Annotated in this window: 19 protein-coding genes and 1 pseudogene; 5 read left to right on the top strand and 15 right to left on the bottom strand. The window is 61.3% G+C overall.

The genetic code is table 11. The annotated features are described in order from the left end of the window. Window positions 1-13: 13 nt before the first annotated feature. Window positions 14-1,024, bottom strand: coding sequence for an ABC transporter ATP-binding protein (locus AC1Q67_RS17865; protein WP_492236978.1), 1,011 nt, complete (start codon window positions 1,022-1,024; stop codon window positions 14-16). Then, the gene (locus AC1Q67_RS17860) at window positions 1,024-2,067 is read right to left on the bottom strand and encodes an ABC transporter ATP-binding protein (protein ID WP_492236980.1); all 1,044 of its coding nucleotides are present in this window, start codon (window positions 2,065-2,067) and stop codon (window positions 1,024-1,026) included. Before AC1Q67_RS17860 ends, AC1Q67_RS17865 begins: the two co-directional genes overlap by 1 nt. A 396-nt stretch (window positions 2,068-2,463) precedes the next feature. On the opposite strand from AC1Q67_RS17860, the gene AC1Q67_RS17855 reads away from it, so the two are divergent. Beyond that, window positions 2,464-3,252 carry a GntR family transcriptional regulator gene (locus AC1Q67_RS17855; protein WP_024574068.1) on the top strand — a complete coding sequence of 263 codons (789 nt, stop codon included), beginning with the start codon at window positions 2,464-2,466 and terminating at the stop codon, window positions 3,250-3,252. A gap of 17 nt (window positions 3,253-3,269) precedes the next feature. Here the strand turns inward: AC1Q67_RS17855 and AC1Q67_RS17850 are convergent, their stop codons facing one another. The 7 genes from AC1Q67_RS17850 to AC1Q67_RS17820 all read right to left on the bottom strand — a co-directional run bounded on the left by AC1Q67_RS17850 (window position 3,270) and on the right by AC1Q67_RS17820 (window position 10,771). Continuing rightward, window positions 3,270-5,072: an AMP-dependent synthetase/ligase gene (locus AC1Q67_RS17850; RefSeq protein WP_492236982.1), complete on the bottom strand. Its 1,803-nt coding sequence runs from the start codon at window positions 5,070-5,072 to the stop codon at window positions 3,270-3,272. A gap of 17 nt (window positions 5,073-5,089) precedes the next feature. Continuing rightward, window positions 5,090-5,902, bottom strand: coding sequence for an ABC transporter ATP-binding protein (locus AC1Q67_RS17845; RefSeq protein WP_492236984.1), 813 nt, complete (start codon window positions 5,900-5,902; stop codon window positions 5,090-5,092). Window positions 5,903-5,907: 5 nt separating this feature from the next. Beyond that, window positions 5,908-7,086: an ABC transporter substrate-binding protein gene (locus tag AC1Q67_RS17840; RefSeq protein ID WP_492236986.1), complete on the bottom strand. Its 1,179-nt coding sequence runs from the start codon at window positions 7,084-7,086 to the stop codon at window positions 5,908-5,910. Window positions 7,087-7,105: 19 nt separating this feature from the next. After that, on the bottom strand, window positions 7,106-8,146 hold the full coding sequence (locus AC1Q67_RS17835) for a branched-chain amino acid ABC transporter permease (RefSeq protein WP_024574064.1): 1,041 nt from the start codon (window positions 8,144-8,146) through the stop codon (window positions 7,106-7,108). Continuing rightward, the gene (locus tag AC1Q67_RS17830; RefSeq protein ID WP_024574063.1) at window positions 8,146-9,024 is read right to left on the bottom strand and encodes a branched-chain amino acid ABC transporter permease; all 879 of its coding nucleotides are present in this window, start codon (window positions 9,022-9,024) and stop codon (window positions 8,146-8,148) included. The genes AC1Q67_RS17835 and AC1Q67_RS17830 overlap by 1 nt, the downstream gene beginning before the upstream one ends. Further along, window positions 9,024-9,863, bottom strand: coding sequence for an ABC transporter ATP-binding protein (locus tag AC1Q67_RS17825; protein ID WP_024574062.1), 840 nt, complete (start codon window positions 9,861-9,863; stop codon window positions 9,024-9,026). The genes AC1Q67_RS17830 and AC1Q67_RS17825 overlap by 1 nt, the downstream gene beginning before the upstream one ends. Before the next feature lie 131 nt (window positions 9,864-9,994). Further along, window positions 9,995-10,771, bottom strand: a complete 777-nt coding sequence (locus tag AC1Q67_RS17820) for a FadR/GntR family transcriptional regulator (protein WP_492236989.1) — start codon at window positions 10,769-10,771, stop codon at window positions 9,995-9,997. Between the two features lie 384 nt (window positions 10,772-11,155). Between AC1Q67_RS17820 and AC1Q67_RS17815 the strand changes: the two genes are divergently transcribed. Further along, window positions 11,156-12,280, top strand: coding sequence for an acyltransferase family protein (locus AC1Q67_RS17815; protein ID WP_492236990.1), 1,125 nt, complete (start codon window positions 11,156-11,158; stop codon window positions 12,278-12,280). Here AC1Q67_RS17815 and AC1Q67_RS17810 read toward each other — a convergent pair whose 3' ends face one another. The 3 genes from AC1Q67_RS17810 to AC1Q67_RS17800 form a co-directional block, all read right to left on the bottom strand. Beyond that, a complete protein-coding gene (locus AC1Q67_RS17810) occupies window positions 12,281-13,069 on the bottom strand; it encodes an enoyl-CoA hydratase/isomerase family protein (protein WP_492236991.1) in 789 nt (262 codons plus the stop codon). A gap of 219 nt (window positions 13,070-13,288) precedes the next feature. After that, on the bottom strand, window positions 13,289-14,662 hold the full coding sequence (locus AC1Q67_RS17805) for an MFS transporter (RefSeq protein ID WP_492236993.1): 1,374 nt from the start codon (window positions 14,660-14,662) through the stop codon (window positions 13,289-13,291). Between the two features lie 151 nt (window positions 14,663-14,813). After that, the gene (locus tag AC1Q67_RS17800) at window positions 14,814-15,917 is read right to left on the bottom strand and encodes a substrate-binding periplasmic protein (protein ID WP_024574057.1); all 1,104 of its coding nucleotides are present in this window, start codon (window positions 15,915-15,917) and stop codon (window positions 14,814-14,816) included. A gap of 222 nt (window positions 15,918-16,139) precedes the next feature. Here AC1Q67_RS17800 and AC1Q67_RS17795 point away from each other — a divergent pair, with 222 nt between their 5' ends. The 3 genes from AC1Q67_RS17795 to AC1Q67_RS17785 all read left to right on the top strand — a co-directional run bounded on the left by AC1Q67_RS17795 (window position 16,140) and on the right by AC1Q67_RS17785 (window position 21,237). Continuing rightward, window positions 16,140-17,108 (top strand): zinc-binding dehydrogenase, encoded by a 969-nt coding sequence (locus AC1Q67_RS17795; protein WP_492236996.1) that lies wholly within the window; start codon window positions 16,140-16,142, stop codon window positions 17,106-17,108. 99 nt (window positions 17,109-17,207) lie between these two features. Beyond that, window positions 17,208-18,575, top strand: coding sequence for a cation diffusion facilitator family transporter (locus AC1Q67_RS17790; RefSeq protein ID WP_492236997.1), 1,368 nt, complete (start codon window positions 17,208-17,210; stop codon window positions 18,573-18,575). 202 nt (window positions 18,576-18,777) lie between these two features. Then, on the top strand, window positions 18,778-21,237 hold the full coding sequence (locus AC1Q67_RS17785) for a PAS domain-containing sensor histidine kinase (protein WP_492236999.1): 2,460 nt from the start codon (window positions 18,778-18,780) through the stop codon (window positions 21,235-21,237). Here the strand turns inward: AC1Q67_RS17785 and AC1Q67_RS17780 are convergent. The 3 genes and pseudogenes from AC1Q67_RS17780 to AC1Q67_RS17770 form a co-directional block, all read right to left on the bottom strand. Beyond that, window positions 21,158-24,040: pseudogene (locus AC1Q67_RS17780) on the bottom strand (bifunctional [glutamine synthetase] adenylyltransferase/[glutamine synthetase]-adenylyl-L-tyrosine phosphorylase); the annotation flags it as partial. The gene AC1Q67_RS17785 and the pseudogene AC1Q67_RS17780 sit on opposite strands and share 80 nt — an antisense overlap. Before the next feature lie 11 nt (window positions 24,041-24,051). Continuing rightward, entirely contained in the window at window positions 24,052-25,482 is a 1,431-nt protein-coding gene (locus AC1Q67_RS17775) for an ATP-binding protein (RefSeq protein WP_492237001.1), read from the bottom strand. Beyond that, a complete protein-coding gene (locus AC1Q67_RS17770; protein WP_492237002.1) occupies window positions 25,466-26,191 on the bottom strand; it encodes a response regulator transcription factor in 726 nt (241 codons plus the stop codon). The genes AC1Q67_RS17775 and AC1Q67_RS17770 overlap by 17 nt, the downstream gene beginning before the upstream one ends. Window positions 26,192-26,438: the final 247 nt, after the last annotated feature.

Raw genomic sequence — 26,438 nt, 5'->3', positions numbered from 1 at the left:
TTTCCTTCCGTTGTTATGGCGCAATTGACGCTTTTTGATTGTCCGGTGGCGGCCCGTCGGGGGTAGCGAAGTGGCAAGCAACCGCGTGTCCTGGTTTCAACTCGCGCCATGCCGGAACCTCGGCTGCGCAACGCGGCTGCACTGAGGGACAGCGGGTCCGAAACCGGCAGCCGGAGGGCGGCGCGACGGGGCTCGGGATCTCACCCTCAAGAATGATCCGTTTGTCGATCCGCATCGTGGACGGAAGTGGAATCGGCTCCGCCGACAGCAACGCCCGCGTGTAAGGATGGAGCGGCTGCTCGATGACATCTTCGGTCGGGCCAAGCTCCATCAACTTGCCAAGATAGGTCACGGCCACGCGATCGGAGACATGGGAAACAACGGAAATGTCGTGGGTGATGAAAACGTAGGTCAGCCCGAACTCGCGCTGCAGATCGGTGAAAAGATTGAGCACGTCGCCGCGGATGGACACATCCAGCGCGGCCACGACTTCGTCGCACACAATGACCTTCGGGCGGAGCGTCAATACGCGAGCAATGTTGACACGCTGCTTCTGCCCGCCCGAGAGCTGGTGCGGATACCGGCCTGCCGTTTCGGGGGACAGCCCCACCCGCTCCAGCGCTTCGATACCACGCCTGCGGCGCGATACATCGTTGCCTTCGCGCATCACCTCCAACGGCTCGATCACGCTGTCGATGATGGTCATGCGCGGATTGAGGGCCGCGTTCGGGTCCTGAAAGATGATCTGATAGTCGCGCCGGTGCTTTCTGAACTGGCCGGTGCTGAGCGATGCCGGATCGATTCCGTCATGCAGGATATGTCCGTGAGTTGGCGCGATCAGCGACACCAGCGCGCGGCCCAGCGTCGTCTTGCCCGATCCGGATTCACCGATCACGCCGAAGGTCTCACCGGCGCATACATCGAAATCCATTCCGTCGATCGCCTTGACCGTCTCGCGGCCGTCGCGCGTCGGAAACAGGATGCGCAGATCGCGTACCGCCAGAATGCTTTTCGTCGCGGTCATCAGTTCACCGCTCCCGGCAAGACGAGATCGGGCGAACGCCAACAGCGCGCGCCGCGCCCCGGCTCGACATCGATCATTGGTTGCTCGTGCTCGCAACCGGCGGCCGCATGGGAGCAGCGAGGGCGAAAGCGACAACCTGCAGGCATGCGGTTCGGCGGCGGAACGCGGCCAGGAATCGAAGGCAGAACACCGCGACGCTGACTTAGACCGGGTAACGAACGCAGAAGCCCTGATGTATAGGGATGGCGCGGGCGCATCAGTGCGTCATCGACGGGCGCGTCTTCCACCACCTCCCCTGCATACATGGTGATCATGCGGGTGCAGACTTCAGCGACCACGCCGAGATCGTGCGTGATGAAAATGAGCGCCGTGCCGGTACGCTCGCTTAAGGAGCGCAGGAGATCGGTGATCTGGGCCTGAACGGTGACATCAAGCGCGGTGGTCGGCTCATCTGCTATCAACAGCTTCGGCTTGCAGATCAGCGCCATCGCGATCATCACGCGCTGACGCATGCCGCCGGACAGTTGGTGCGGATACTCATCGCAGCGCCTCTCCGGCGCCGGAATGCCCACCTCTGCCAGGGCGGCAATGGCGCGTTCGCGCCCTTCCGCACGGCTGACGGGAAAATGCGCACGATAGGCTTCGCTGATCTGATCACCGACGGTGAAAACCGGATCGAGTGCGCTCATCGGCTCCTGAAAGATCATTGCAATATCGCGGCCGCGTACAGCTCGCATCTTGCGCGACGAAAGCCTCGCGAGATCGGTGCCCTCAAACAGGATTTCGCCTTTCACGCGCGCGGACTGCGGCGGCAGCAGCCGCAACAGCGAAAGCCCCGTCACCGTCTTGCCGCAGCCGCTCTCACCGACAATGCCGACTCGCTCGCCCGGCGCGATCGAGAAGCTGACATTCCTGGTAATCGGCAACTCGCCGTCTCCGGTCGCGAAGGACAGCGAAAGACCGCGCACGTCGAGCAATCGTGGCGCGGGCGCAGATTGCGTGCACGTCTCAGTGGAACTGGACAAGTCCGTCACGGTGACCATCACGCGGTCACGTCAAACGAACGGAAGGATTGAGCGAAACTTCGAGAGCTGCGGCACGGGACGAACCGAGGCGTCAGGGTCAACCCGATCGACATTCCCTGTCGATGGACCCCGAAGGATTAATGTCGCACGCGGCGCCTTCATCACTCTGCTCCCTTGCCTGCCTCGCCCGGTCTTGGTGCCGGGGATGACGGTCGTCCGCTCTTGTTTGCTGAAGCCGGTCGAGTTCGGGCCCAAGCGAGGCGTTTTCCCCTCTAAACGAGCCGCTGCTCGCATTTCGGGGTGACGTGCCGCCATACAAGGTTATCAGTTGTCAATTGTCAACAATTGACTTTAGCGGTAAAAAGGGACTGAGGCCGTCCGATGTGCGAACGTCCTTACACGGAGCAAAACGCAATGGACGCGCCTCTTCGGATGCAGAAGGCAACAAACGACGCCGACCTCGAGCGAAAGTTCGCGCCAAGAACAATTCCGGATCAGGTTGCCGAAGAACTCGGTGCGGAGATCGTTGCTGGCCGCCGCAAGGCCGGCGAACGTCTCGTCGAACTCGATCTCGCACGAGACTTCGGTGTCAGCCGCGGCCCGATCCGCGAGGCCATTCGCATTCTCGAACGCCGGCGCCTCGTCGAGCTGCTGCCACGGCGCGGAGCTTACGTGCGGCCTCTGTCGCTGAAATCGATCGCCGATCTGTTCAATGTCCGCATGGCCCTCTCGATGCTGGCGGTACGCGCAATGGCAACCGCACCGATCGAGAGCTATGTCGAAACTCTCGCAAGGCGCTGCTCAGAGCTGGAAGCGCTGGTGGAAACCGGCGATCCGGCGGCGTTTGCACTTGTCACGACGCGCGCGGTCAAAACTGTTGCGCGCGGCTCGGGCAACGAGCTTCTGGTCGAACTTCTGACCGATCTTGCCAATCAGACGGTGTGGACGACGATCTGGAAGGCGCCGCTCGACTATCAGACGCGGGAGCTGCGGCGACTGGCGACCGATCTGATGACGTCAACCCTGGAATCCATCAAGCGCAGGGACCCCGAGGCGGCGGCCGCTAGCCACGGCAAACTGCTTGAGGAAGACCGCGACCGGGCGCTGGAAACCCTGTCTCAATTGCGCGGAGAGTCTTTCAATCTGAGCGCCCTCTCGCAACCGGCGTCTCCGGCAACAAACGAACTGGCTCAGGCAGATTAAAGATCGGCCGCCACGTTCTACCGATAAAGGCTTTCGATTTCGGTCTCGTATTTTTTGTGCACATTCGCCCGGCGAACCTTCATCGTTGCCGTGACTTCGTCATCGTCGTGATCGAGTTCCTTGGTGAGCAGGTAGAAGCGACGAATCTGCGAGACCTGCGCGAGCTTCGCATTCGCGCCGTCGATTTCGGACTGGATCAATTCACGCAGACTCGCATTCTCGGTCAGGTTCTTGAAGTTTGTATAGGCGAGCCCCTTCTCCTCCGCCCACTTCCCCGCGAGATCATAATCAATCTGGATCAGCGCGGAAACGAACTTGCGGGCCTCGCCGATAACGATGCATTCTTTGATGAACGGACTCGACTTGACCGTATTCTCGATCTCGGACGGACTAAGGTTCTTTCCGCCAGCGGTGATCATGATGTCCTTGAGACGATCAACGATACGGAAGTGGCCATCGGTGAACTCAGCAACATCGCCGGTATGCAGCCAGCCGTCGCGGATCGCGGCCCTGGTGGCTTCCTCGTTGCGATAATATCCGGCGAATACCGTATCGCCGCGAATGAGAAGCTCGTTGGAAGCGCCGAGCTTCACCTCCATCTTGTCAATGCCATGCCCCACCGTCCCGACGCGGCGATCGGAAAGCACTTGCCCGAGCGCAATGCCGGAACTTTCGGTGAGCCCATAGACCTCGATCAAAGGCACTCCCAGCGTGCGAAAGAAATGCACAATGGCAGGCGAGATCGGCGCAGCGCCGGTCATCGCGATGCGTGTTTTCCGCAGGCCGATGAAATTCTGCAACGCGCGGAAGATCAGCCAGTACGAGAGCGTAAACTTGAGCCTCTCCGCAAACGTCCTGTCCGCCGGGTTCTTTTCGGCGAACGGCTCACATGCAGCATAAGCCCAGTCGAACAGCGCGCGTCGAACGCGCCCTGCTTCGAGCAGCTTGATGTGGATCGACGAGTGGAGCTTTTCCCAGATGCGAGGCACACCAAGGAACATGCTGGGCGCAACCTCGCGAAGATCCTCCTGCACGGTTCGGATCGACTCGCCAAAATTCACCAGCGAACCGAGATAAACCGGCACCATGACCGTCGTCATCTGCTCCGCGACGTGACATAGCGGCAGATAGGACAGAAGGCTCTCTGAGGCGTCAAGACTCAGCCGCTCCGTCGACGCGATCGCCTGTGCCCGGATGTTCTTGTAGCTGAGCATCGCGCCCTTGGGCTTGCCGGTCGAGCCGGAAGTGTAGATTACCAGTCCGATCTGCGAGAGTTGCTGGCGGTCAATGGTGCTGTCTGTCAGTCCAGCGTGAGTTGCTTCGAATTCGACGCCAAGCGCTTCGAGCGCATCGAACGACATGACCTGATCCGGCGGATAGTCCCTGATCCCCTTGGTTTCGAGGACGACGATGCTCCGCAGCTTCGGCAACTCATCGCGTCGCTCCAGAACCTTGTCGACCTGCTCCTGATCTTCGCACACGATGATCTCGGATTCGGAATGCGCGAGGACGTATGCGACTTCGTTGGCCGGGCTGGTCGGATAGACGCCGACAGCGACACCATCGACAATATTTGCCCCGAGTTGCGCAAGCACCCACTCAATCCGGTTCTCGGACAGAATGGCGACGTGGCCGTTTGCGCTCAGTCCGAGCGCCCGGAAGCCAAGCCCCACATGGCAGGCGCGCGCGTAATAGTCCTTCCAGCTGCACGGATTCCAGATTCCGTATTCTTTCTGCCGGATCGCGACACGTTCAGGATGTTTGCGTGCGTTCTCGCGCAACATCTGCGGCAGCGTGAACTCCGGAAATTTCTCGCTCATGCGATCCTCACACAGCCTCAGGACAGCCAGCGCTTGCGGCGCTTGTAGTGCTTGATCCCACGAAAGCCTTTTGTCTCGGCATTTGCTGCGCCGACGCCCAGATAGAATTCACGGACGTCCTGATCGCGCACCAGTTGTTCCGTCGGCCCGTCAGTCACGATCTTCCCCGACTCCATGATGTATCCGTAGGTGGAGACAGCGAAGGCAACCGCCGCGTTCTGCTCAACGAGCAGCATCGAGACGCCCTGCTCACGGTTGATGCGGGCGATAATGGTGAAGATTTCTTCGACCAGCTTCGGCGAAAGGCCGAGCGACGGTTCGTCAAGGAGCATCAGTTCTGGCTGAGCTATGAGCGCACGTCCGATGGCCAACATCTGCTGTTCGCCGCCCGACAGATATCCGGCGCGCCCGGTGCGCCGCTCGAACAGGCGGGGGAAATAAGTGTAGACGAGGTCGAACGGCGTCCTGCCGCCCGCCCGCCCCGACATCGCATAGGTCGCGGCGGTGAGATTCTCCTCGACCGTCAAGTCCTCGAAGATCCTGCGCCCTTCCATCACATGGAAGAGGCCGCTCCGCACCAGCTGATGCGGAGCGAAGCGCGAGATGGTGTCGCCCTTGAACAGGATTTCGCCGGTCGTCACCTTGCCGTCTTCCAGTTCGAGAAGATTGGAGACGGCCTTGAGCGTGGTCGATTTGCCGGCGCCGTTTGAGCCGAGCAACGCGACCACCGCTCCCTTGTCGACCTTCAGCGACAGGCCGCGGAGCACCTGGACCGTCTTGTTATAGACGACCTCGATGTTGTTGACTGAGAGAAGTGCTTCCGCGGTCATTGTCGTTACTTCGCGATCTTGATCCAGTCGGAGACCGGCTTCATGGTCTTGTTCGCACCGTCGTACTGATAGACGCGACCGACAGGAACGGTGTTGCCGGGAATCGAGATCGGCACTCCGATGATTCCGCCGGTATCGAAGTCCTTGATCGAGTTCAGCGAGGCCTTCATGTTAGCGGCGGTGAGCTCTTTCTTGGCGTCAAGCGTGCGCTTGGCAGCTTCGGTCATCAGCATCGCGGTCAGGAAGCCCTGCATGTAGCCGGTCGACTGATATTCCGGACGAATCTGCCGGATCTTCTCCAGCATCGGCGACTTGCCTTCCGTGTCGTAATAGTAGCGATACGGCATCACGCCCATGAAGCCGTCAGCAACGTCTGCCGACTTGGCCCAGATGGCATTGTCCATTGACCAGAACGTACCCATGAACTTGGTCTTGAGGCCGAGCTGCTTTGCCTGGGTCATGAATTCCGGCAGCGGGGCCAGAATGTAGCCGTGGAAGATCGTGTAGTCGGGATCGGCACGGCGCAGCTTGAGGACTTCGGTGGAGACGTCGACGCTGGTCGGCGGCGTTGCAATTTTCTCAACGACCTTGAGGCCGAGCTCCGCCGCCCGCTTTTCGGTCGGCGCGATCGGATCGCGGCCGAATTCGGTATCGGAGTTGACCAGAGCGATCTTGGCGCCCGGCTTCGTCTTCGCGATATATTCAAGCAAAATGCCGATCATTTCCGAATAATCCGGACCCGCGATGAACTGGTACGGGAAATTCTTCGGATCGTTCAGCTCGGTCGCGAACGACGCGCCGGCCAGAACGATATCGCCGCGGCGATTGAGTTCGGCGTTGATGGTCTTGGAGAACGCGGTGGAGTCTCCGTAGTAGAGGCTCACCTTCTCCTGGCTGGTGATGCGATTGAACACCGCCACGGAATTATCGACCTTGTAACCGGTGTCTTCAGCGACATACTTGACCTTGCGGCCATTGATGCCGCCGGCATCGTTCACGATCTTCACATAGTCCTGGAAGGCATTATTCAGCGCGATCCCTGCGAAGGCGAACACGCCGGTCATCGGCATCGATGCGCCGATCACGATGTCGTCGGCGGCCCGAACTGGTGCGTTAAAGCCTAAAGCAAAACAGCCTGCGGCTGCGTACGACAGAAGCTTCCGCCGCGTTGGAAAGATATTCATTGTTGTTTCTCCCTGCATACTATTTTTTGAACGGCCACAGATGGAAGAAGCGCCGCACGCGGCGCCAGATTTCGGCAAGGCCCTGCGGCTCGAACAGCAGGAACCCGATGATGAGCAAGCCGAAAACGATTGTCCGGATCGGTGACAATTGCGCCACCGCATTCGGAATGAAGGTCATGTAGGAAACCGCGATCTTTAGAAATTCCGGCACCATGGTCATGAAGATAGCGCCGAGGATCGCGCCGAGAATGGTGCCCATCCCTCCGACGATCACCGCGGCAAGGAAAAACACCGAATAGATCAGCGGGAAGCTTTCCGGCGTGACCACACGGAAGAAGTAAGCCCACATTCCGCCGGCGACGCCCGCATAGAATGACGACAGCGCAAACGACAGCAGCTTGTACTTCAGCAGCGGAATGCCCAGCACTTCCGCCGAGATATCGCGATCACGGATGGCGATGAAGGCCCGGCCGATACGGGTGCGGAACAGGTTGGCTGCCGCGAGAACCGACAGCGCCGTAAGCGGCATAAAGAGCCAGTACAACTGGAACGGACGCGCAAGATCATATCCGAACAGCCGCGCCGGCGGCATGCTGAGCCCCTGCGTTCCACCGAGAATTGCCGGTCCGTTGGCAAACAGGAAGTGGAGAATGAAAGACGCTGCGATGGTGGCGATGGCGAGATAAAGCCCCTTCACGCGCAGACTCGGAATGCCGACCACCATGCCGACGCCCGCCGCGACAAACCCCGCCACGACGAGATTGATAATGAACGGCGTACCCACCCGTATTTCAAGAATGGCGACGGTGTAGGCCCCGACCGACATAAAGGCGGCCTGACCGAGGCTGACGAGACCGGTATAGCCTGTGAGAATGTTGAGCCCTGTCGTGCTGACGATATGGATCAGGACGAGGCAGGCGAGATAGATCCAGTATTGATCGGCGAAGAACGGAAACAGCACGAGCCCTGCGAACAGCAGCACGAGCATGAACCGTTGCACGCTGGTGTCGAACAGCGCTTCCGCCTGGGCGTAGGTTTGATGGATGGCGCCGATACGCATCAGAGTCGCTCGATTTCAACAGTGCCGAACAATCCGTAAGGACGGATCATCAGCGCAACCACGAGAATGATGAAGGTCACGAGCAGTTTGAACTCGCCGCCCAGATAGGTGCCAACCAGCGCCTCGACAACGCCGATCGCCAGGCCCGCCACCAGCGCTCCGGCAATCGAGTCCAGACCACCGACAATGACAGCGACCAGCACCGACAGACCGAACACGCCCATGGTCGGCGAAATCCCGCCGATCGAACCGATCAGGATCCCGGAGCCCGCTGCCGCCATGCCGGCGACGATCCACGAGACCGAGAACACCGCTGGGACATTGATGCCGCAAGAGAATGCCGCCCCCTGATCCGTGGCAGTGGCGCGCAGCGCGACGCCGCCGCGCCATGTCCGGAAAACCGCAAGGAACACCGCGATCAAGATCGTCGCGACCACAAAGCTCACCGCAATCTTCGGGGAGACGTAAGCGCTGCCGATAAAGATCGGTTTCGACGGCAGGAAGTTCGGCAGCGTCGCCGGATCGCTTCCCCAGACGAATTCGACGAACCCGATCAGAACAGAGCTGAGGCCGACTGTCACCATGAACACCGAGATGGGGCTCTCGCCCAGCATCGGCCGGATCAAAACGCGCTCGATCACGCCGCCGAGAATGCCGCCGCCGATCACCGTCAGAATGATCGCGAGCCAGACCGGAAGCGCCAGCGCAGCAGTCAGTCCGAAGAAGAAATACGCGCACAGCATCAGCATTTCGCCGACCGCGAGATTCAGCACCTTGGTGGCCTTGTAGATCAGCACGAAGGCAATGCCGGTCAGCGCCAGCAATGCGCCCGACCCGAGGCCCGAGAGCACGATCTCGATGAGAAAGAGCCAATCCATCACGCCGCCTTCTCGCCCGCAATACGCCGCGACAATTCGCCAACATCGCCCGAACCCAGATAGGCCGAGATGACATCGGGGTTGTTCTGGATCTCGGCCGGCTTGCCGGCTGCAATCACCTGTCCGAAGTTCAGCACGACGACGTGATCGGAGATGTCCATCACAAGGCCCATGTCGTGCTCGACCATCAGGATGGTGACGCCCCACTCTTCTTTCACATCGAGAATGAAGCGGGCCATGTCCTCGGTTTCTTCGCGGTTCATGCCTGCGACCGGCTCGTCCAGCATCAGGATGCGCGGACGCATCGCAAGCGCGCGTGCCAGTTCGACACGCTTACGGAGGCCGTAGGACAACGACGCCACCGGCTGATCGCGGATGTGTTCCATCTCAAGAAAGTCAAGCACACGCCGCTCGATCTCGGAGCGCAGTTCAAGCTCTTCGCGTTTTGCCCGGCCGAAGTACCAGAGCGCATCGAAGACATTTGTCTCCATGTGGGCATGGCGGCCGAGCTTGATGTTGTCGAGCACAGTCATGCCGCGAAACAGCGCGATGTTCTGGAACGTGCGCGCCAGGCCGAGCTTGGCTCGCGCCGGCGGATGCAGTTTGCTGATGTCCTCGCCGCCGAACGCGATGATGCCGGTGGATGGCCGATAGAAGCCGGAGATGCAATTGAACAGCGATGTCTTGCCTGCGCCGTTAGGGCCGATCACCGCCGTGATCGATCCGGGCGCGACTGAAAACGAAACATCCGTCAGCGCCTTCAGGCCGCCGAAAGCCAGCGACAGATTGCTGACGTTCAGTTCGGCGGACGATAGCGGATCGCGATCACGCATCGTCATGCCGCGCTCCGCGCGATCGGCCTATCAATATCCGGATGCACCGGATTCCCCAACCCTGTCACCATGACCTCCCCTTTGATTTGCCCGGCGCTTCAGCGCTCTTGTGGCGAAGTGTTTTTAAACCGCTGTCCTCATCGCTTCTGCTGCGCCAGCAGCGCATGTTCCATGTACATCCGCTCCACCGGCCGATCGAGCGAGTTGCCTGCCCGCTCAAAGCCGCGCCGCCAGTCTTCGACATGCCGCCGCATCCAGATCATACCGTGTTGCTTGTCGCGCTTCCGGATCGCATCGAGCAGATGATGATGTGCGGCAATCAGACGCGGCATGCCTTCGGCAACATTGCGCACCACCATCTCGGTGGTAGGAAAGAACAGCAGACCGGCCGGCTCGCGCGCCAGTTGCAGCACGCGATTGTGTGAGGCTTTTGCAATCAGGATATGAAACTCGGCGTCGAGTTCGGCGAACGCCGCGGGATTGGCGATGGATTGCTCGGTCTTCTCAATGTTGAGAGCGATCTCGGCGATGTCCTCGTCGGTGGCGTGATCAACCGCGTACTCAATCGCAGCGACCTCGAGGATCATCGCGGTCTCGAACAATTCCCTGAACGTGACTTCGTGCAGCACAAGCGCGCGGCTCAGCCGGCTTGCGAGCTTGTTGTATCGCGGCAGGCACGCATACAGACGGCGGCTTGAATCCCGCCGGATCAATCCGCTCTCCTCGAGAACCCGGATTCCCTCGCGAACCGTCGAACGATTGACGCCGAACTGCTGAACTAGTTCGGACTCCGTTCCGATCGGGTCATCGGGCTTGATCCGGCCGTTGACGATCTCGCGCTCAATCGCGTCAGCCACCTTTTGATAGGCGGGCGCGACTTCGATGCGCTTGAAATTCGGGGACGTCGACGACATGAAAGCCCGATGTTGATTGTCGGACAATTGGTAGGGATGTGTCTTGTGCTCGTCAATGGGCTTCTAGCAGCGACTTTTTTGCTGCATTGCGAAAATTCACCGGTCAGATTGCACATTTGTTGTCTTGTCCGACAATGTAAACCAACCTGATGGCTTTTGATTGATCCCGTTGCAGTTGCTGGAGAATGTCGCCCTGCGCATCTCGGCATTGAACAACCGCGGCCGAGGTTTTCGCCGCGGCGAAAAACAAGAGCATGCGGATTCCGGAATTCGATTGGCATCGTTGCAACCGTGCAAATTGACAAGGAGGGTGCCGTAGACGAAATCCGAAGACGGGATTTCCGGTTATATTGCGCCGTCACCGATCAGCAGAGCGGATAACCTATGGTCAGCCAACGACTCCGAGCCCTGGACGGCTTGCGCGGCGTGGCCATCCTGCTGGTGATGGGCTTTCATTATTTTTATCATCTCGAGTCGTTCTACTATAAATCGACGCTGTACCCGTACGGCGAGACGTTCAGCAGCGTCCTGATCTTCAAGTACGGCTACATGGGCGTCGAGCTGTTTTTCATCATCTCTGGCTTTGTCATCGCGATGACGCTGGAAGCATCGCGATCCGTGATTGATTTCGTGATCCGCAGATTCGCGCGCATCTGGCCCGCGCTGATTGTTTCTGCGATTCTCACATTCTTTCTGCTGAACTGGTCCGATGCGCCATTCGCCCTCCACCGCCGACAGTCCTGGCCGAATTTCCTGCCGTCGTTGACGCTGACGCCGCCGTCGCTGTGGTCCGGCTGGTTTCCGAAGGTGGATTACGTCACCGGGGTCTACTGGTCGCTGGTGGTCGAGATCCGGTTCTACATGATCGCGGTGATCCTGTTCTGGCTTTTCTCGCGGGAGAAACTCGCGCGCAACCTCGTCATCTTTACACTCGTCGTCTATATCGCCCGCGCCCTGCTGCGGCGCGCGATGCCCGGCTACAACGGGGTCTATGACGCGCTGTTCATTCCTGATTACCTGCCGTGGTTCGCGGCCGGTGCGGTGTTCTACGAACTGTACAAGGAACGGCTCGCCAAAGGCGCAGCACTTATCATGCTCGCCATGATGTATGCGCTGATCGCGCGGGTCAGCACAAACTACGCGATGATCGGGCGAGATCCGGTCTTCGCTAGCGCCGCTGCGCTGTTTTTTCTGACGTTATTCTGGTTTCTCGCAACAAAACCGACGTCAATAAGAATTTTTGAAATTCGCCCGCTGGTCTGGATCGGCGAGTGCAGTTACTCGATCTATCTTTATCACTACGCGGTGGGGATGATCCTCATCTCGCAGGTGTCGAAGACCATCGGCCTCGCGCCGCAGCTTTTCCTGGTGGCGGCGATTTCACTGCTGGTGCTTGCTGTGGGCCGCGTGTCCTATGCGACGGTTGAGAATCCGGCCCGGCGCTGGCTGACGAAGCTGCTGATCGGTCCGCTGCAGAAACCTGCGGCGGCGGCATCCCCGGTGGCCTAGTTATTTGCCCGTGAAGGTCGGCTGTCGCTTGGCGAGAAACGCGTTGACGCCTTCGGCAAAGTCCTTCGTACCGATGCAGGCGCCGAACGCCTTCGCCTCAGCCTCCATCTGATCGTGCAAGGAGTTGTCTAGCGAGCCGCGCAGCAGCGCCTTTGCCTGTCCATAGGCGAATGTCGGCCCCTCCGCGAGACGTCGCGCCAGCTTCTCGGTCTCGCTGGCGAGATCGGCCGCGGGCACCACGCGATTGACGAGACCCAGCCGCAGCGCTTCCGCGGCATCATAAACATCCGACAGCAGCGCAATCTCCAGCGCTTTGCGCAGGCCGACCAGCCGGGGCAGCGTCCATGACGACGAGCCGTCAGGGCTCGTGCCAAGCTTGGAATAGGCCAGCGTGAAAATCGCGGTGTCCGCAGCAATCGCGAGATCCGTCGAAAGCGCGATGCTCATGCCCGCTCCGGCGACAGCGCCGTGCAGGCTCGCGATCACCGGTTGCGGCAGGCCCGCAAGGATTTCCAGACCCTCATGCAATGGCTCCATGATGGTTGGAACGTGCTTGCGAACTTCGTCTGCCGGTCCCTGAAATGCGGAAATGTCACCACCCGCCATAAAGGCCCGGCCCTCACCTGCAAGAATAATGACGCGGTTTCCCTTATCGGCGGCGACGCTTTTGCAGGCCGCGAGAAAGGCGTTCGCCGCATCGACGCTCAGCGCGTTCAGGACCTTGGGACGATTGAAAACGATGCGCGCAATCGGTCCATCGACTTTCAGAAGTACCGGCTGATCTGACACTGACAACTCCCTTGAGTGTGGTGGTTCGCAAGTCCGCATCATCTTTACAGCGCGTTCTTTTGCGGACTTGCGAACCAAGACCACACTAAAATAATAATTTCTAGTGTCCTTTTGAATCCGAAGTTCGCTGCGGAGCGCGCTGCCAAATAAGGCGAACTTCGGATTCAGGACACTAGAGTTGTTTCTTTGAACAATCGGTAAGCTGGAAAGTTCGGAGCGTCAACGCACAGCGAGCCGCAGGAAACTCATGATGCAGCCGAGCGCGCCGAAACCGGCCCCGAGCGCGAGCGCGAAGGTCGCGCCGTGATGACCGGCGAGCGCGAAACATAGCGCAGCCAGGGCCGCGCCCAGAGTCTGCCCGATCAGCCGCGCGGTGGCGACGATGCCGCTCGCGCCGCCGCTGCGCCCGGCAGGCGCACTGCCCATGATGGCTTTCATGTTCGGGGACTGGAAAAAGCCGAACCCGCAGCCGCAGATCGCCATGCGCCAGACGATGTCGGCAACGCTCGGTGAGGCCGGCAGCATGGCCAGCAACGCCATTCCGATCCCGAGCATGAGAAGCCCCAATCCGCCCAGCAGACCTGCGGGATGACGATCCGACAGACGCCCTGCGATGGGCGCCATGATGGCGACGACGATCGACCACGGCGTCATGAAGAATCCGGTCTCGACCTGGGTGCGGTGGAGAACGTCCTCGAAGTAGAACGGGAGCGACACGAAGGCGAGCCCCTGCACTGCGAACGAACAGACAGCGGTCGCGACCGACAGGGAGAACATCGGCCTGCGAAACAGATCGATCGGCAGCATGGGAGCCGGATGATCCGCCTGCCTGTAAAGCAGCCACGCACCGAAGATAACCGCACCCACGAGCTCGATGACGACAACGCCCATCGGCGCCTTGTGGGCGGCGCTGCCGATTCCGAGGATAAAGAGGCACAGGCTGACCGACGTCAGCAGTGCGCCGGGAAAATCGAAGGCGTGGGCCGCGCGCGGCGTCTCCGGCAGCGTCTTGATGCCGATCAGCATGGCGGCCACGCCGAACGGAATGTTGATCGCGAACAACCACGGCCAGGAGGCCACGGACAGGATGCCCGACGCCAGCGCCGGGCCGAGCGTGAATGCGGTCGCGACCACCAGCGCATTGTTGCCAAAACCGCGTCCGTGAAGTCTTGAAGGATAGACGAATCTAACGAGAGCCGTGTTCACGCTCATGACGCCGGCTGCGCCCAACCCTTGTAGAACGCGCGCAATCAGCAGCGTCGGCAACGACCACGCCAGGGCGCACGCCAGCGATGCAACCGTGAACAGCAGGAGTCCGCCAAGGTAGATGCGCTGATGGCCGACGATTTCGCCGAGCGCCGCGAGCGGCAGCAGGGTTGCGACCATCGCGATCTGGTAGACGTTCACGACCCAGATGACATCGGCGGGCGTTGTGCTGAGATCGGCCGCAATCGCCGGAAGCGCGATGTTGGCAATGGCGGTGTCCAGCGCCGACATGGCCAGGGCGGTGAAGATCGCAAGCACCGCCCAGCGTCTGGTTTCCGGTGGAAGACCATCGATCACGGGAGGCAGCTTCGCCGAAATAGCGTCCATTTCGCGAAGTGTCCTGAGGCGGTTCGCGCGCGGTGTGAGGTGCGTATGTAGCCGGAATAGGTTCAGCCTGCACCGGCGGTGCTGCATGCGGCATATGCGCAGCGCAATAACCAAGCCAAATGGCTACACGATCGCGTGAAAACCGCAGTGCTCAGGGCGAACTCAGAGAGTCCTCTCCGAGGTAGCGGATGCGCGCCTCGATCCACGACTCTTTCTGTATGGCGTCCAGGATCGCGATCGACAGCGACTTTCGCAGCGGACTGTCGGGCGGCAATGCGAACGCGTAGTTTTGCGCCTCGATGGAAATGTCCAGTACCTTGAGCCGAGACGCGAAGCCCTGCCGGATGGCCCATGTCAGCAGCGGCTTGTCATAAACGAACGCGTCGATACGGCCTGCACGCAAGGCCTTCAGTCCGTCGCCAAGCGTATCATAAGGCTGGAACTTGAGCTTGCGCCGCAGAAGATCGCCTTCGGATGATGTCCCCTTGACCGTGCCGACACGCACCGATGCAAGGTCGGAGGCGCCATAGATCGTTCCCCGGATTTGCGAAGTCGTCAGCACCGAAGTGACGCCGGCGGTAAAAACCGCAATGGTGATGACCGACACCACCAGCCAGATAGTTGCGACGCTCCGGCCGAGAATGGTCTGCGGACCCTTTTCCGCCGACGATCGCTGCGTCATCGCCAGCGTCGACCACCACACGCTGGAACTGATGCCCTTGGTGATGCCGCCTCCGAAATATTCGTTCTGCCGCCGCTCCAGCAACCAGACGAGAATACCAGCCACCAGCGTCAGCCCTATCAACACAGCAACGGCCTGGATGAAATTGAATGACGTCATCGCGCGGCGGAGTGTCGCCCAGTTCATCACACTGACGATGGGAACGGCGATGCCGGTGCCTGTCGAATAGTAAGACTGCGTGAAATCCAGAATCTTTTCGCGATCGACAGTGACGGTGATGGCGCCCACCGCAATATCGAAACGCGAGGACGCCGTCCCCTGAATCAATTCGGGCATGTCCTCGACTTCGACGAACCGGAACGTCTGGTTCGTCGCCTTCGCGACCTGCCGCCAGAGTTCGATGCTGAGACCCGACCAGGCGCCGTCGGAGCCCTTCATAGCAAACGGCGGCGCATTGTTGACGCCGACCACCAGTTCGCGCTTCGCGGGCGCCGACGCCTTCTGCGCCTGCCCTTGGGCGAAAGGCAGAACGCACGACCACACGAGCACCAGAAAGGCTATCCGCAGGATCATCGCTTCTTCCGCAAGTTCGGTGGCGTCCGAAGGCCGACCGGGAAAAATCAGTGACGCGTTTCTGACTGATTCTGCCGACATCACGTTACTAAAAAGCTGGGATCTATCAGCTATTGCCAGCCGTTATTGCCGAGCGCCGCGCGCTACCCACCTTTTGTGAGCCTTGAAACTACTGCTATACCTTGGCTTCATCCGAGTTCGCACGATCGAAAGACCAATCCCATGAAAGCCTATGTCTACGGCGCGAACGGCGCGGCGATCACCGACGTCCCGAAGCCCGTGCCGAAGGGCCCGCAGGTTCTGGTAAAGGTTCACGCCTGCGGCATGAACCGGGCGGATCTCGGCATGATCAGAGGGCATGCCCATGGCGCAGCCGGCGGCGTCGGCACTGTGCTCGGCATGGAATGGGCCGGCGAAATCGTTGAACTCGGCCCTGACGCAAAAGGCATAAAAGTCGGCGACCGCGTGATGGGCTCTGGTCCCGGCGGCTACGCGGAATATGCCGTCACCGACTACGGCCGCATGTTTCCCATTCCGGCGTCGATGGATTTCGAGCATGCGGCGTCGCTGACGCTGGCGCTGACCACGATGCACAACGCGGTCGTTACCAACGGTGCGCTTCAGCCAGGTCAGAACCTGCTCGTCCAGGGCGCGAGTTCAGGCGTCGGGCTGATGGCGCAGCAGATCGCCAGGCTCAAAGGCGCGAAGCTCGTGATCGGTTCGTCCACCGATCCGAAACGACGCGCGCAACTCACCGAGTGGGGCGCGGATCTCGCGATCGATTCCAACGATCCCGCATGGGTCGATCAGGTTTTGAAGGCCACCGGCGGCGCGGGCGTCGATGTCATCATCGATCAGGTCTCCGGCAAGCTCGCGAACCAGAACCTCGCTGCGACGAAGGTCCTCGGGCGCATCATCAACGTGGGGCGGCTTGGCGGCACCCATGGCGACTTCGATTTCGATCTGCACGCCGCGCGCCGCATCCAGTATATCGGCGTGACCTTCCGCTCCCGCTCGATCGAGGAAATCCGCGACATCTTCGCGGCGGTAAAGCAGGACATCTGGCCCGCGGTCGAATCCGGCAAGCTGAAGCTGCCGATCGACCGAATCTTCCCGTTCGGCGGCATTGCGCAGGCTGTGGACTACATGTCCGCCAACAGGCATTTCGGCAAGATTGTCCTCAAGCTCTGACCTACTATCCTTCCTGCGAATGATACGCATTTTGAATCGCGAACTCATGCGTTGACCTTCGCCGCAGGGACGTGACAAGAGGCGCGCATTGAGGAGCCGATGAGCGCAGTCAAGCAACGAGTAGCCGCGATATCGATTGTCGCCAGCGCCAGCATGGCAGCCATCAAATTCGTCGTGGGCGTAGCCATCGGCAGCCTTGCGCTCATTTCCGAGGCGCTGCATTCGTCCGTCGATCTGATCGCCACCGTCGTCACCTGGGTCGTGGTGCAGGTGTCGGACAAGCCCGCTGACGCCGAGCATCACTACGGCCACGGCAAGCTCGAAAGCCTCTCCGCACTGGGTGTGATCGCCCTGCTTTACATTCTGGCCGGCGGCATCGTGGTCGAGGCCTACAGCCGCCTGCGGGAGGGCGTAGCACCGCCGACACTGACTGCCCTGCCTTTCGTCGTTCTCGTCGTGGACATCGTGGTAAACTTCTGGCGCGCGCGAACGCTCCACAAGACAGCCATGGAGACCAAAAGTCAGGCGCTGGAAGCTGATGCCCTGCATTTCGCCTCCGACGTGCTGGGCTCATTTGCCGTCATCATCGGCCTTGGGCTGGCGGCTTTCGGCTATGCCTGGGGTGATGCTGGTGCGGCCATCGCAGTCGCGGTGCTGATCTCTATTCTGGGACTGCGGCTCGGCAAGTCGACCATCGAGACGCTGCTCGACCGCGCGCCCGACGGCGCGTCGGAGAAGGCAGAGGACGCCATCCGGGCTATTCCGGGCGTGGTCGCTGTTGAGCGGCTTCGTGTGCGGATGGTCGGCGCCCGGCACTTCGTCGATGCGGCGGTACAGGTGCCCCGCACCTACCCCATCGACCGTATCGACAGCATCAAGCGCAAGGCGCAGGATGCGGTGACCCGCGCGCTTCATGACGCCGACCTGACCTTCACCGCGGTGCCCGTCGCGCGCAACAATGAGAGCGTGCGCGAACGGATCATGGTGATAGCGCGCAACTCGGGCCTCGCAATCCACCATGTGACCGTGCACGACCTTGGCGAAAAGCTGACCGTCAGCATCGACCTCGAAGTCGATGGCGACATGCCGCTGAACGAAGCCCACGACATCGCCCACGGGCTCGAACACGCCATCCGCGATGAATTCGGCGCCGATGTCGAGGTCGATACCCACATCGAGCCGCTTGAGCCGGAGCTTCCCCACGGCACCGACGCCAGCGCGGACCGCGTCGAAGCCATCCAGCAGGCGCTGTCGCGCTACGCGGCCGAGAGCGGCGCGATCCATGACGTCCATAACGTACGGGTGCGCGATACCGATGCCGGCGAGATCGTGAACTTTCACTGCCGTGCGGTGCCTTCAATGAGCGTCATCGACGTCCATGGAAAGGTCGACGAGATTGAACGCGCCCTGCGCCGCGCATTTCCGTCCGTGAAGCGCGTCATCAGCCACGCCGAGCCCGCGCGCTGACGACCAGTTGCTCCGTTCTCGTTTCGGACTCAACTTTCATCATCGAAACGAGTCCGTTTTTCCTTGGGACAACATTTATTTCGTCTTAACGATTCGTTGACTCTCGACAGCCCCGGAAAAGTGGATTCAAATCACATTGATTCGGAGGGTTGGGGAAAACCTCCCGAACGGGGTGCAGACAAAAAAGTTCGAGGGGCAAGGAATGGCGCGTTCGCACGCAGCGACCACGTGTGTCCAATCCGATTCTATCAAGGGATTGGCACAGTCGATCGCGAAGCCGGCATATCACCGGCTGCTGATCGCGGAGCCGACGCTGCGGCGCGCCGTTCCCACCCTGATCATCGCCTTCCTCGTCACCATCTGCATCGGCGCCTTCGTCCAGGTCCTCGACCAGACCCGGCAAAAGCGCGCATCGGTCAAACGCGATCTCTCAGCGCTGGCAGATGTGCTGGCGGAACGTCTCGACCGCATTGTCCTGACGCGTCAGGATCGTGCGGCGTCGGCCGAGCGGCTTCAGAGCCTGTTGCCCGGCTTGGTGCCCTCATGGGGTACAGCCGCCGGCCGCCATATTATCGTGACCAGCCCCGACCAGCGCATCATTGCGCGGGTCTCCATCGATGTGCCGAACGACGACGCCAACCGTCTGATCGACGTTCTGAGCGCGACTCAATTGCTGACCTTGCAGGGAACGCAAACCAGCGTGGTCGAAGTCAATCTTCCGAACACCTCCCGAGCTCTCGCTGCCCAACGCACCGTCAAATCGATGCCCGGTCAGGTCGTCGTGGTCCAGGAACAGGTCGAATCTCCCTGGCGTTCGGATGCCGCATTGCAGATCACCCTGTCTGCCACCACCGGCTTCGTCGTGCTGATCCTCGGCTTCGCTTTCCACTGGCAGTCGACCCGCGCCCGTGAGGGCGACCTGATCAACGATGCCGTGCGCTCGCGGATCGACACCGCACTCAATCGCGGCCGTTGCGGCCTGTGGGACTGGGATCTGTCACGCGGGCGGATCTTCTGGTCGCAGTCGATGTTCGAACTGCTTGGCCTCGAAAGCCGCAGCGACCTGCTGACATTCGGCGAAATCAATGCGCTGGTCAAAACCGACGATATCGACCTCTTCCACATCGCCGACCAGCTTGTCTCCGGCAAACTCGATCATATCGACCAGACGTTCCGGATGCGCCACGCCAACGGCCACTGGATCTGGCTGCGGGTTCGCTGCGAACTCAGCCAGGGCCAGAACGACAACAGCTGCCACCTGATCGGGATCGCGGTCGACATTACCGAGCAGAAGAGCCTTGCCGAAAAGACCGTCGAAGCCGATCTGCGGCTGCGCGACGCCATCGAGACAATTCCCGAAGCCTTCGTGCTGTGGGATGCCGACAACCGGCTGGTGCTCTGCAATTCGCACTTCAAGCGCCTGCACAAGCTCCCCGACTCCGCCGTGAAGCAAGGCACGTCCTACGAGACCGTGATCGAAGTCGGCAGTATGCCGGAAATCCGCACCCGGCTGCCGAACTCCCTCGCCCCCGGCGCCCGGACCTTCGAGGCGCAACTGGAAGACGGAAGCTGGCTCAACATCAGCGAACGCCGCACCAAGGACGGCGGCTATGTCTCCGTCGGCACCGACATCACACAGATCAAGCTGCATGAGCAGAAGCTGATCGACAACGACCTCCGCCTCACCGCGAACGTGATCGATCTGAAGCGCTCGCAGGCCGAACTCGAGCGGCAGGCCCAGTTGCTGGCCGAACTCGCGCAGAAATACGCCGAGGAAAAGACGCGGGCCGAGGAAGCCAACCAGACCAAGTCAAAATTCCTCGCCAACATGAGTCACGAACTGCGCACCCCGCTGAACGCAATTATCGGGTTCTCGGAAGTGATGGGCAGCGGCATGTTCGGCGCGCTCGGCTCGGAGAAGTATCAGGAATACTGCAACGACATCATGACCAGCGGAAATTACCTGCTGGACGTCATCAACGACATCCTCGACATGTCGAAGATCGAGGCCGGACGCATGAAGCTCGACTACGAGCCGCTCGATCTGGCTCAAACCCTCACCGAATCCCTGCGCGTCGTCTCCGGTCGGGCCGAAAACAAGAACCTGACGGTGAATGCGGACATCCGCGGCGCGATCCCCATCGTCGCCGACCGCCGCGCCATGAAGCAGATTGCGGTCAACCTGCTGTCAAATGCCGTGAAGTTCACTCCGGACAACGGCAAGATCACGGTGCGCAGCCGGATGCGCAATGGCTCGATCGTGCTCACCATCGCCGACAGCGGCATCGGCATCGCCCGCCAGTCGCTGGCGAAACTCGGCCGGCCGTTCGAGCAGGTCGAAAGCCAGCTCACCAAGAGCTATCATGGCTCCGGCCTTGGACTTGCCATCGCCAAGTCGCTGACAAACCTGCACGGGGGCTCGATGAAGCTGCGCTCGAAGCTGGGCGTGGGCACCATCGTCTGCGTGACGCTGCCGTGCGGACACGGCGAACAGCCCGCGCCAAGCATTATTGCCGAGGCGATCCCTCAAGCAGCCTCAGGAAAACGTCGCGGACTTCGTTCTGCGTCTCGCGCACCCGCGCTTCAAGCGCCGAAAAATCCGGCGCGTCCCCAGCCCGTGTCAGCACCCGCAGGAGATCCTCCCCAGCTGTCTCTGGTTTGAACTTCCCGATCACGCAGAGACGGATGATCTGCGTGAGATCATGATACAGCCGCGAGGCCGCCCGCAGGATATCGGCATCGGACTGCGGCAACACTCCGAGCCGCGCCGCGTTGTCTAGCACCTGCACTGTGCTGACGTTCAGAATCTCAGGTTTTTCCGCTGCGTGGATCAGTTGAAGATACTGCGCGACGAACTCGATATCGACCATGCCACCGGCTGCATTCTTGATATCCCAGATGTCGCTCTCGCCTTTTTCCTCGGCGATAGCGCGCCGCATTTCGAGAACGTCGTTGGCAATGATGCCGGTTTCGCGCTTGCGCGTCAGTACCTCACGGATGACGGCTTCGATCTTGGCCTGAAATGCCGGCGATGCCGAAATGACGCGCGCCCGCGTCAGCGCCATATGCTCCCAGGTCCAGGCTTCGTGCTCCTGATACTCGGCGAATGAATCGATCCGCGACGCCAGCGGCCCCGCGCGGCCCGACGGCCTCAGCCGCATATCGACCTCGTAGAGCACGCCGTAGTTGGTGCGCGTGGTGAAAGCGCTGATGAGACGCTGGGTCAGCCGCGCGAAATACTGCGAGCCGTGCAGCGATCGCGCGCCGTCCGAGTCCGGTGCGTCGTGATCGAAGTCATAGATCAGGATCAGGTCGAGATCGGAAGATGCCGTCATCTCGCGGCTGCCGAGCTTGCCCATCGCAACAATGGCGGTTTCCTGATCCTTGATCCGGCCGTGCTGTTCCGCGAACTGGTCCATGACCAGCCCGTGCACCGTATGCGCGATGCCCTCGGCCACATCTGCGAAGGCAACGCTGGCGTGCTGCGCCGAGACTGTGCCGGACAGGATTCGTGTGCCGATCAGGAACAGGCTTTCCTGTCCGAACAGCCGCAGGCGATCCAGAAACTCCTCGTATGAATTCGCGTCGGACAATGTCGTCGCGAGGCGCGAGGACAGTTCACGCTGATCGGGCATCGCACCGAAGAAGCGCGGATCGATCAGGCCGTCCATGATCTGCGGCTGCCGAGCGAGCATGTCACTCAGGCGCGGCGCGGCGCCCAGCACGAGCGCCACCAGCGCCACCAGATCCTTGTTCTGGCTGAGCAGCGAGATCAGCCGCCCGCCCCGCTGCAAGGCCTGCAGGAAGCGGTCGAACGCCGTCACCGCGTCATCGGGCTCCTCGGCGCGCGACAGCCCGCGCATCAGGTCAGGAACGAACTCGTTGAAGGCCAGCCGCGTCGCCTCAACCTTGAACACGCGGTACTCGCCGCTCAGCCAGCGCTGGACGGTCTCCGCCACCATCTTCGGCTTCTTGAAACCCAGCGTGAGAAGATGTTCCAGCAGCCGATTATCGTCAGGCCCCTTGCCGTAATCGATGTCCGGCAGCTTCTCCGTGCCGGTCGGGTCTCCCTCGAACAACCGGCTGTAGTGGTTCTGCACGCAGTTGAGATGCGCCAGCAGATCCTTCGCAAACGCGGCGCGGTCGTCGTATCCGAAGAACCGCGCGAACCGCTCGACGGCCTCTGCCTCGGTCGGCAGCGCATGGGTCTGTTCGTCGGCGATCATTTGCAGCCGATGCTCGACCCGCCGCAGGAATTCATAGGCAGAGGTCAGTTCGTCGCGCGCCTCGTTCGTGATCCATTTGCTGGCGGCGAGAATGTTCAGCGCCTCCAGCGTCGGACGCACGCGCAATTCGGGATGCCGTCCGCCCGCGATCAATTGCTGGGTCTGGGCAAAAAACTCGATCTCGCGAATGCCGCCGCGGCCAACCTTGACATTGTGGCCTTCGACCGAAATCTCGTTCTGACCGCGGAACGTCTGCATCTGCCGTTTCATGTCATGGACGTCGGCGAGTGCCGCGAAGTCCAGATGCTTGCGCCAGACGAATGGAGCGATCTCCGCCAGCAAAGCGTTGCCGGCCTTCTGGTCGCCGGCGCAAGGCAGCGCCTTGATCATCGCGGCGCGTTCCCAGGTGCGGCCCTCGCGCTCGTAATAGTGAAGCGCCGCCGCCGTCGAGATCGCCACCGGCGTGGACGCCGGATCGGGCCGCAGCCGCAGATCGACGCGGAACACGTAACCGTCGGCGGTGCGCTGTTGCAGCAGGCGCGAGAGCCCCTGCGCAACCTTGACGAAGAATGGCGACGGCTCGATGCCCTCGGCCAGTGTCGGGGCTTCCAGCTCGTAGAACACGATCAGGTCGATATCGCTGGAGTAGTTCAGCTCATGCGCCCCCATCTTGCCCATGGCGAGCACGACGAGGCCGCTGCCGATTTCGGGATGTTCGGCATCGGGCGGCAACAAACGTCCGCGCGCCGCTTCCTGCTTGAGCAGAAAACGGATGGCGCACTGAACAGAGGCCACCGCAACGTTGGTCAGAGCCCGCGTCACCCGCATCACCGGCCAGACGCCGCCGATGTCGCACAGCGCGATCATCAATGCGGCTTCGGATTTCATCCGGCGAAGCACCGTCATCACATCGGCTTCGGTCGCAGCGGCGGCGACATCGGCCACTGCCTTCTCGATCAGCGCCGCGAGATGATCATCGGGATCGCATTGAAGGAGCCGCACGACGCGGCCCGCATCGGCGCGCATCAGGTCGAACAGATAGGGCGAGGCTTCCGCGATACCTTCAAGGATCGCTTTGGCATGCGGGAAGGAACCAGACACCTCCCTGAGCGCTTTCGCAGACTCAGGCGATACATCCCCTAGCCAGTCGGCGAGCCGCCGCTCGGCGTCCTGGGGGGCAAACAGTTTTGGCCCGGCCACAAAACGGGCCGCCAGGGTGGGCCGGTCAGCGCGGCCCATCTCAGGTGAACTCATACAGTCTTCTGTTCCACGCCCCGGCTCGGGATCACAAGCGTCACGCGCAGCCCCGGCTGGCTGTCGGCGAGTCGCAGGTCGCCACCATGCAACGTCGCGACTGCGGATGCCAGACTCAAACCGAGCCCCGATCCGGGCTGGGTCCGGCTGGCTTCCAGCCGGACAAAGCGTTCGACCGCACGCTGGCGGTCGGCCTCTGGAATGCCAGGCCCGTGGTCTGTGACACTGAGAAGAACATTGTCCCCGTCCCGCCGCGCTTCGATCAGAATATCCGGGGGTTTTGAGCCGGCAGCAGTATCCACGGAAGTCGCCGTGGCAGCCGGCTGGCCATACTTGATGGCGTTCTCGACCAGATTGGCCAGCGCCTGGCTGATCAGTTCGCGGTTGCCATGAATCGTGGCGGGATCGGCTGCGACCTCCAGGGCCAGGCCTTTGTCCTCGGCTAGCGGCTCGTAAAGTTCGTGGATACCGTGGGCGACTTCGGCAGCGTCGAAATCGGTCATGTTGTCGCGCGCCTGGCCGGACTCGGCGCGTGCGATCATCAAGAGTGCATTGAAGGTCCTGATCAGGCCGTCGGACTCATCGATGGTCCGTTCCAGCGCCGCGCGGTACTCACTCTCGTTGCCAGCTTTCGCCAGCGCATCCTCGGCGCGGTTGCGCAGCCGCGTCAGCGGCGTCTTGAGATCATGGGCGATATTGTCGGACACCTCCTTGAGTCCGACCATCAGCGCCTCGATGCGCTCCAGCATCGCATTGAGATTTTCCGCGAGCCGGTCGATCTCGTCGCCGCTTCGCCCCACCGGCAATCGTTCGGACAGATCGCCCGCCATGATCCGCTGCGTGGTGCCGGTCATGGCGTCGATCCGGCGCAGCACGCGGCGAGCGACGAACACGCCGCCGCTGAGGCCGAGCACGACCACGATCAGCACCGACCACTGCGCAGCCTTGGCGACGATGGCGAACAGCCGCCGCCGCTCTTCGAGATCGCGTCCCACCAGAATCCGGAAGCCGCCGGAAAGCTGGGACACTTTCACCAGCGCGAAGTGGCTCTTGGTGTCGGTCTCTTCAAGCCGCTTGTAAAACGTCTCGGCCCAGCCGGGATGATCCATCACGCCCGGCTCGAGCGAGGCGACATTGCCGGCAACGCCCTGCCCCTGGGGCGTGGTGACGAGATACAGATTGGCGCCTGGGCGCAGTGCGCGTCCTTCGACTGCGGCGACGAGTCCGCGCAAGCCGCCGCGCGTATACTGGTCGGTCAGTTCACCCAGCTCGGAATTGACGGTGTCGGTGATCTGCTCGGTGATCATGCGCCGCGTGTTCCAGGCGAAGTAGCCCAGCAACGACGCGGCGAACAGCGCAAACAGGAACAGGTAGACCAGCGTTAGCCGGAACGCGGTCGTTCGTATCAGTTTACCGAATGCCGTCACGGATCATGTATCCGGCACCACGAATGGTGTGCAGCAGCGGACGATCCTGTCCCTTGTCGATCTTGGAGCGCAGCCGCGAAATATGCACATCGATCACGTTGGTCTGCGGATCGAAGTGATAGTCCCACACGTTTTCGAGCAGCATGGTGCGGGTCACGACCTGCCCCGCATGTTTCATCAAGTATTCGAGCAGCCGGAATTCGCGCGGCTGCAACGTGATCTCGGTGGCGCCGCGCTTGACCTGGTGCGAGAGCCGGTCGAGTTCGAGATCGCCGACGCGATAGGTCGTTTCTTCGGATGGACCGCCGTGGCGGCGCGACAGCACTTCGACGCGCGCCAGCAGTTCGGCAAATGAATAAGGCTTCGGCAGATAGTCGTCGCCGCCGGCGCGAAGTCCCTTGATGCGGTCGTCGACCTGGCCGAGCGCCGAAAGGATCAGCGCCGGGGTATGATTGCCCTTGCCGCGCAGAGTACCGATGATCGACAGCCCGTCGCGCTTGGGCAGCATGCGATCGATCACGAGTACGTCGTAATCACCCGACTCCGCCAGCGCGAGGCCCTCCTCGCCGTCGCCCGCATGGTCGGCGATGTGGCCGACCTCGCGAAATGCCTTCACGAGATAGTCAGCCGACTCGCGGTCGTCTTCAACGATAAGCAGTCGCATCTGTGATTCGGTCTGGGTCTGAGCAGCAGAGCTTTGTGTCACCATGGCGCGATGATCGTCCTCATGCAAGGCAGCGAATGACGTGCCCGCGGCCGCCAGCCCCGACAAGAGAAAGAGAACGGGCGGCGAAGCTGGGGGACTTCGCCGCCCGCATTGCACGACCGACTGGAGTGCGATCGCGCCGCTTTCGACGGAGGGGGGCGTTTTCCATCGAAAGCATTCCTGCATGACGCTGAAAATCGCATCACGCCTTGATTTCAAGGGACGGGCTTGTGGCCCGCCCCCGGGAAGG

Source organism: Afipia sp. GW823-FHT06G09, from assembly GCF_058794875.1.
The sequence above is the reverse complement of the archived record's forward strand: the minus strand, read 5'-3'. Positions and strand labels throughout refer to the sequence as shown.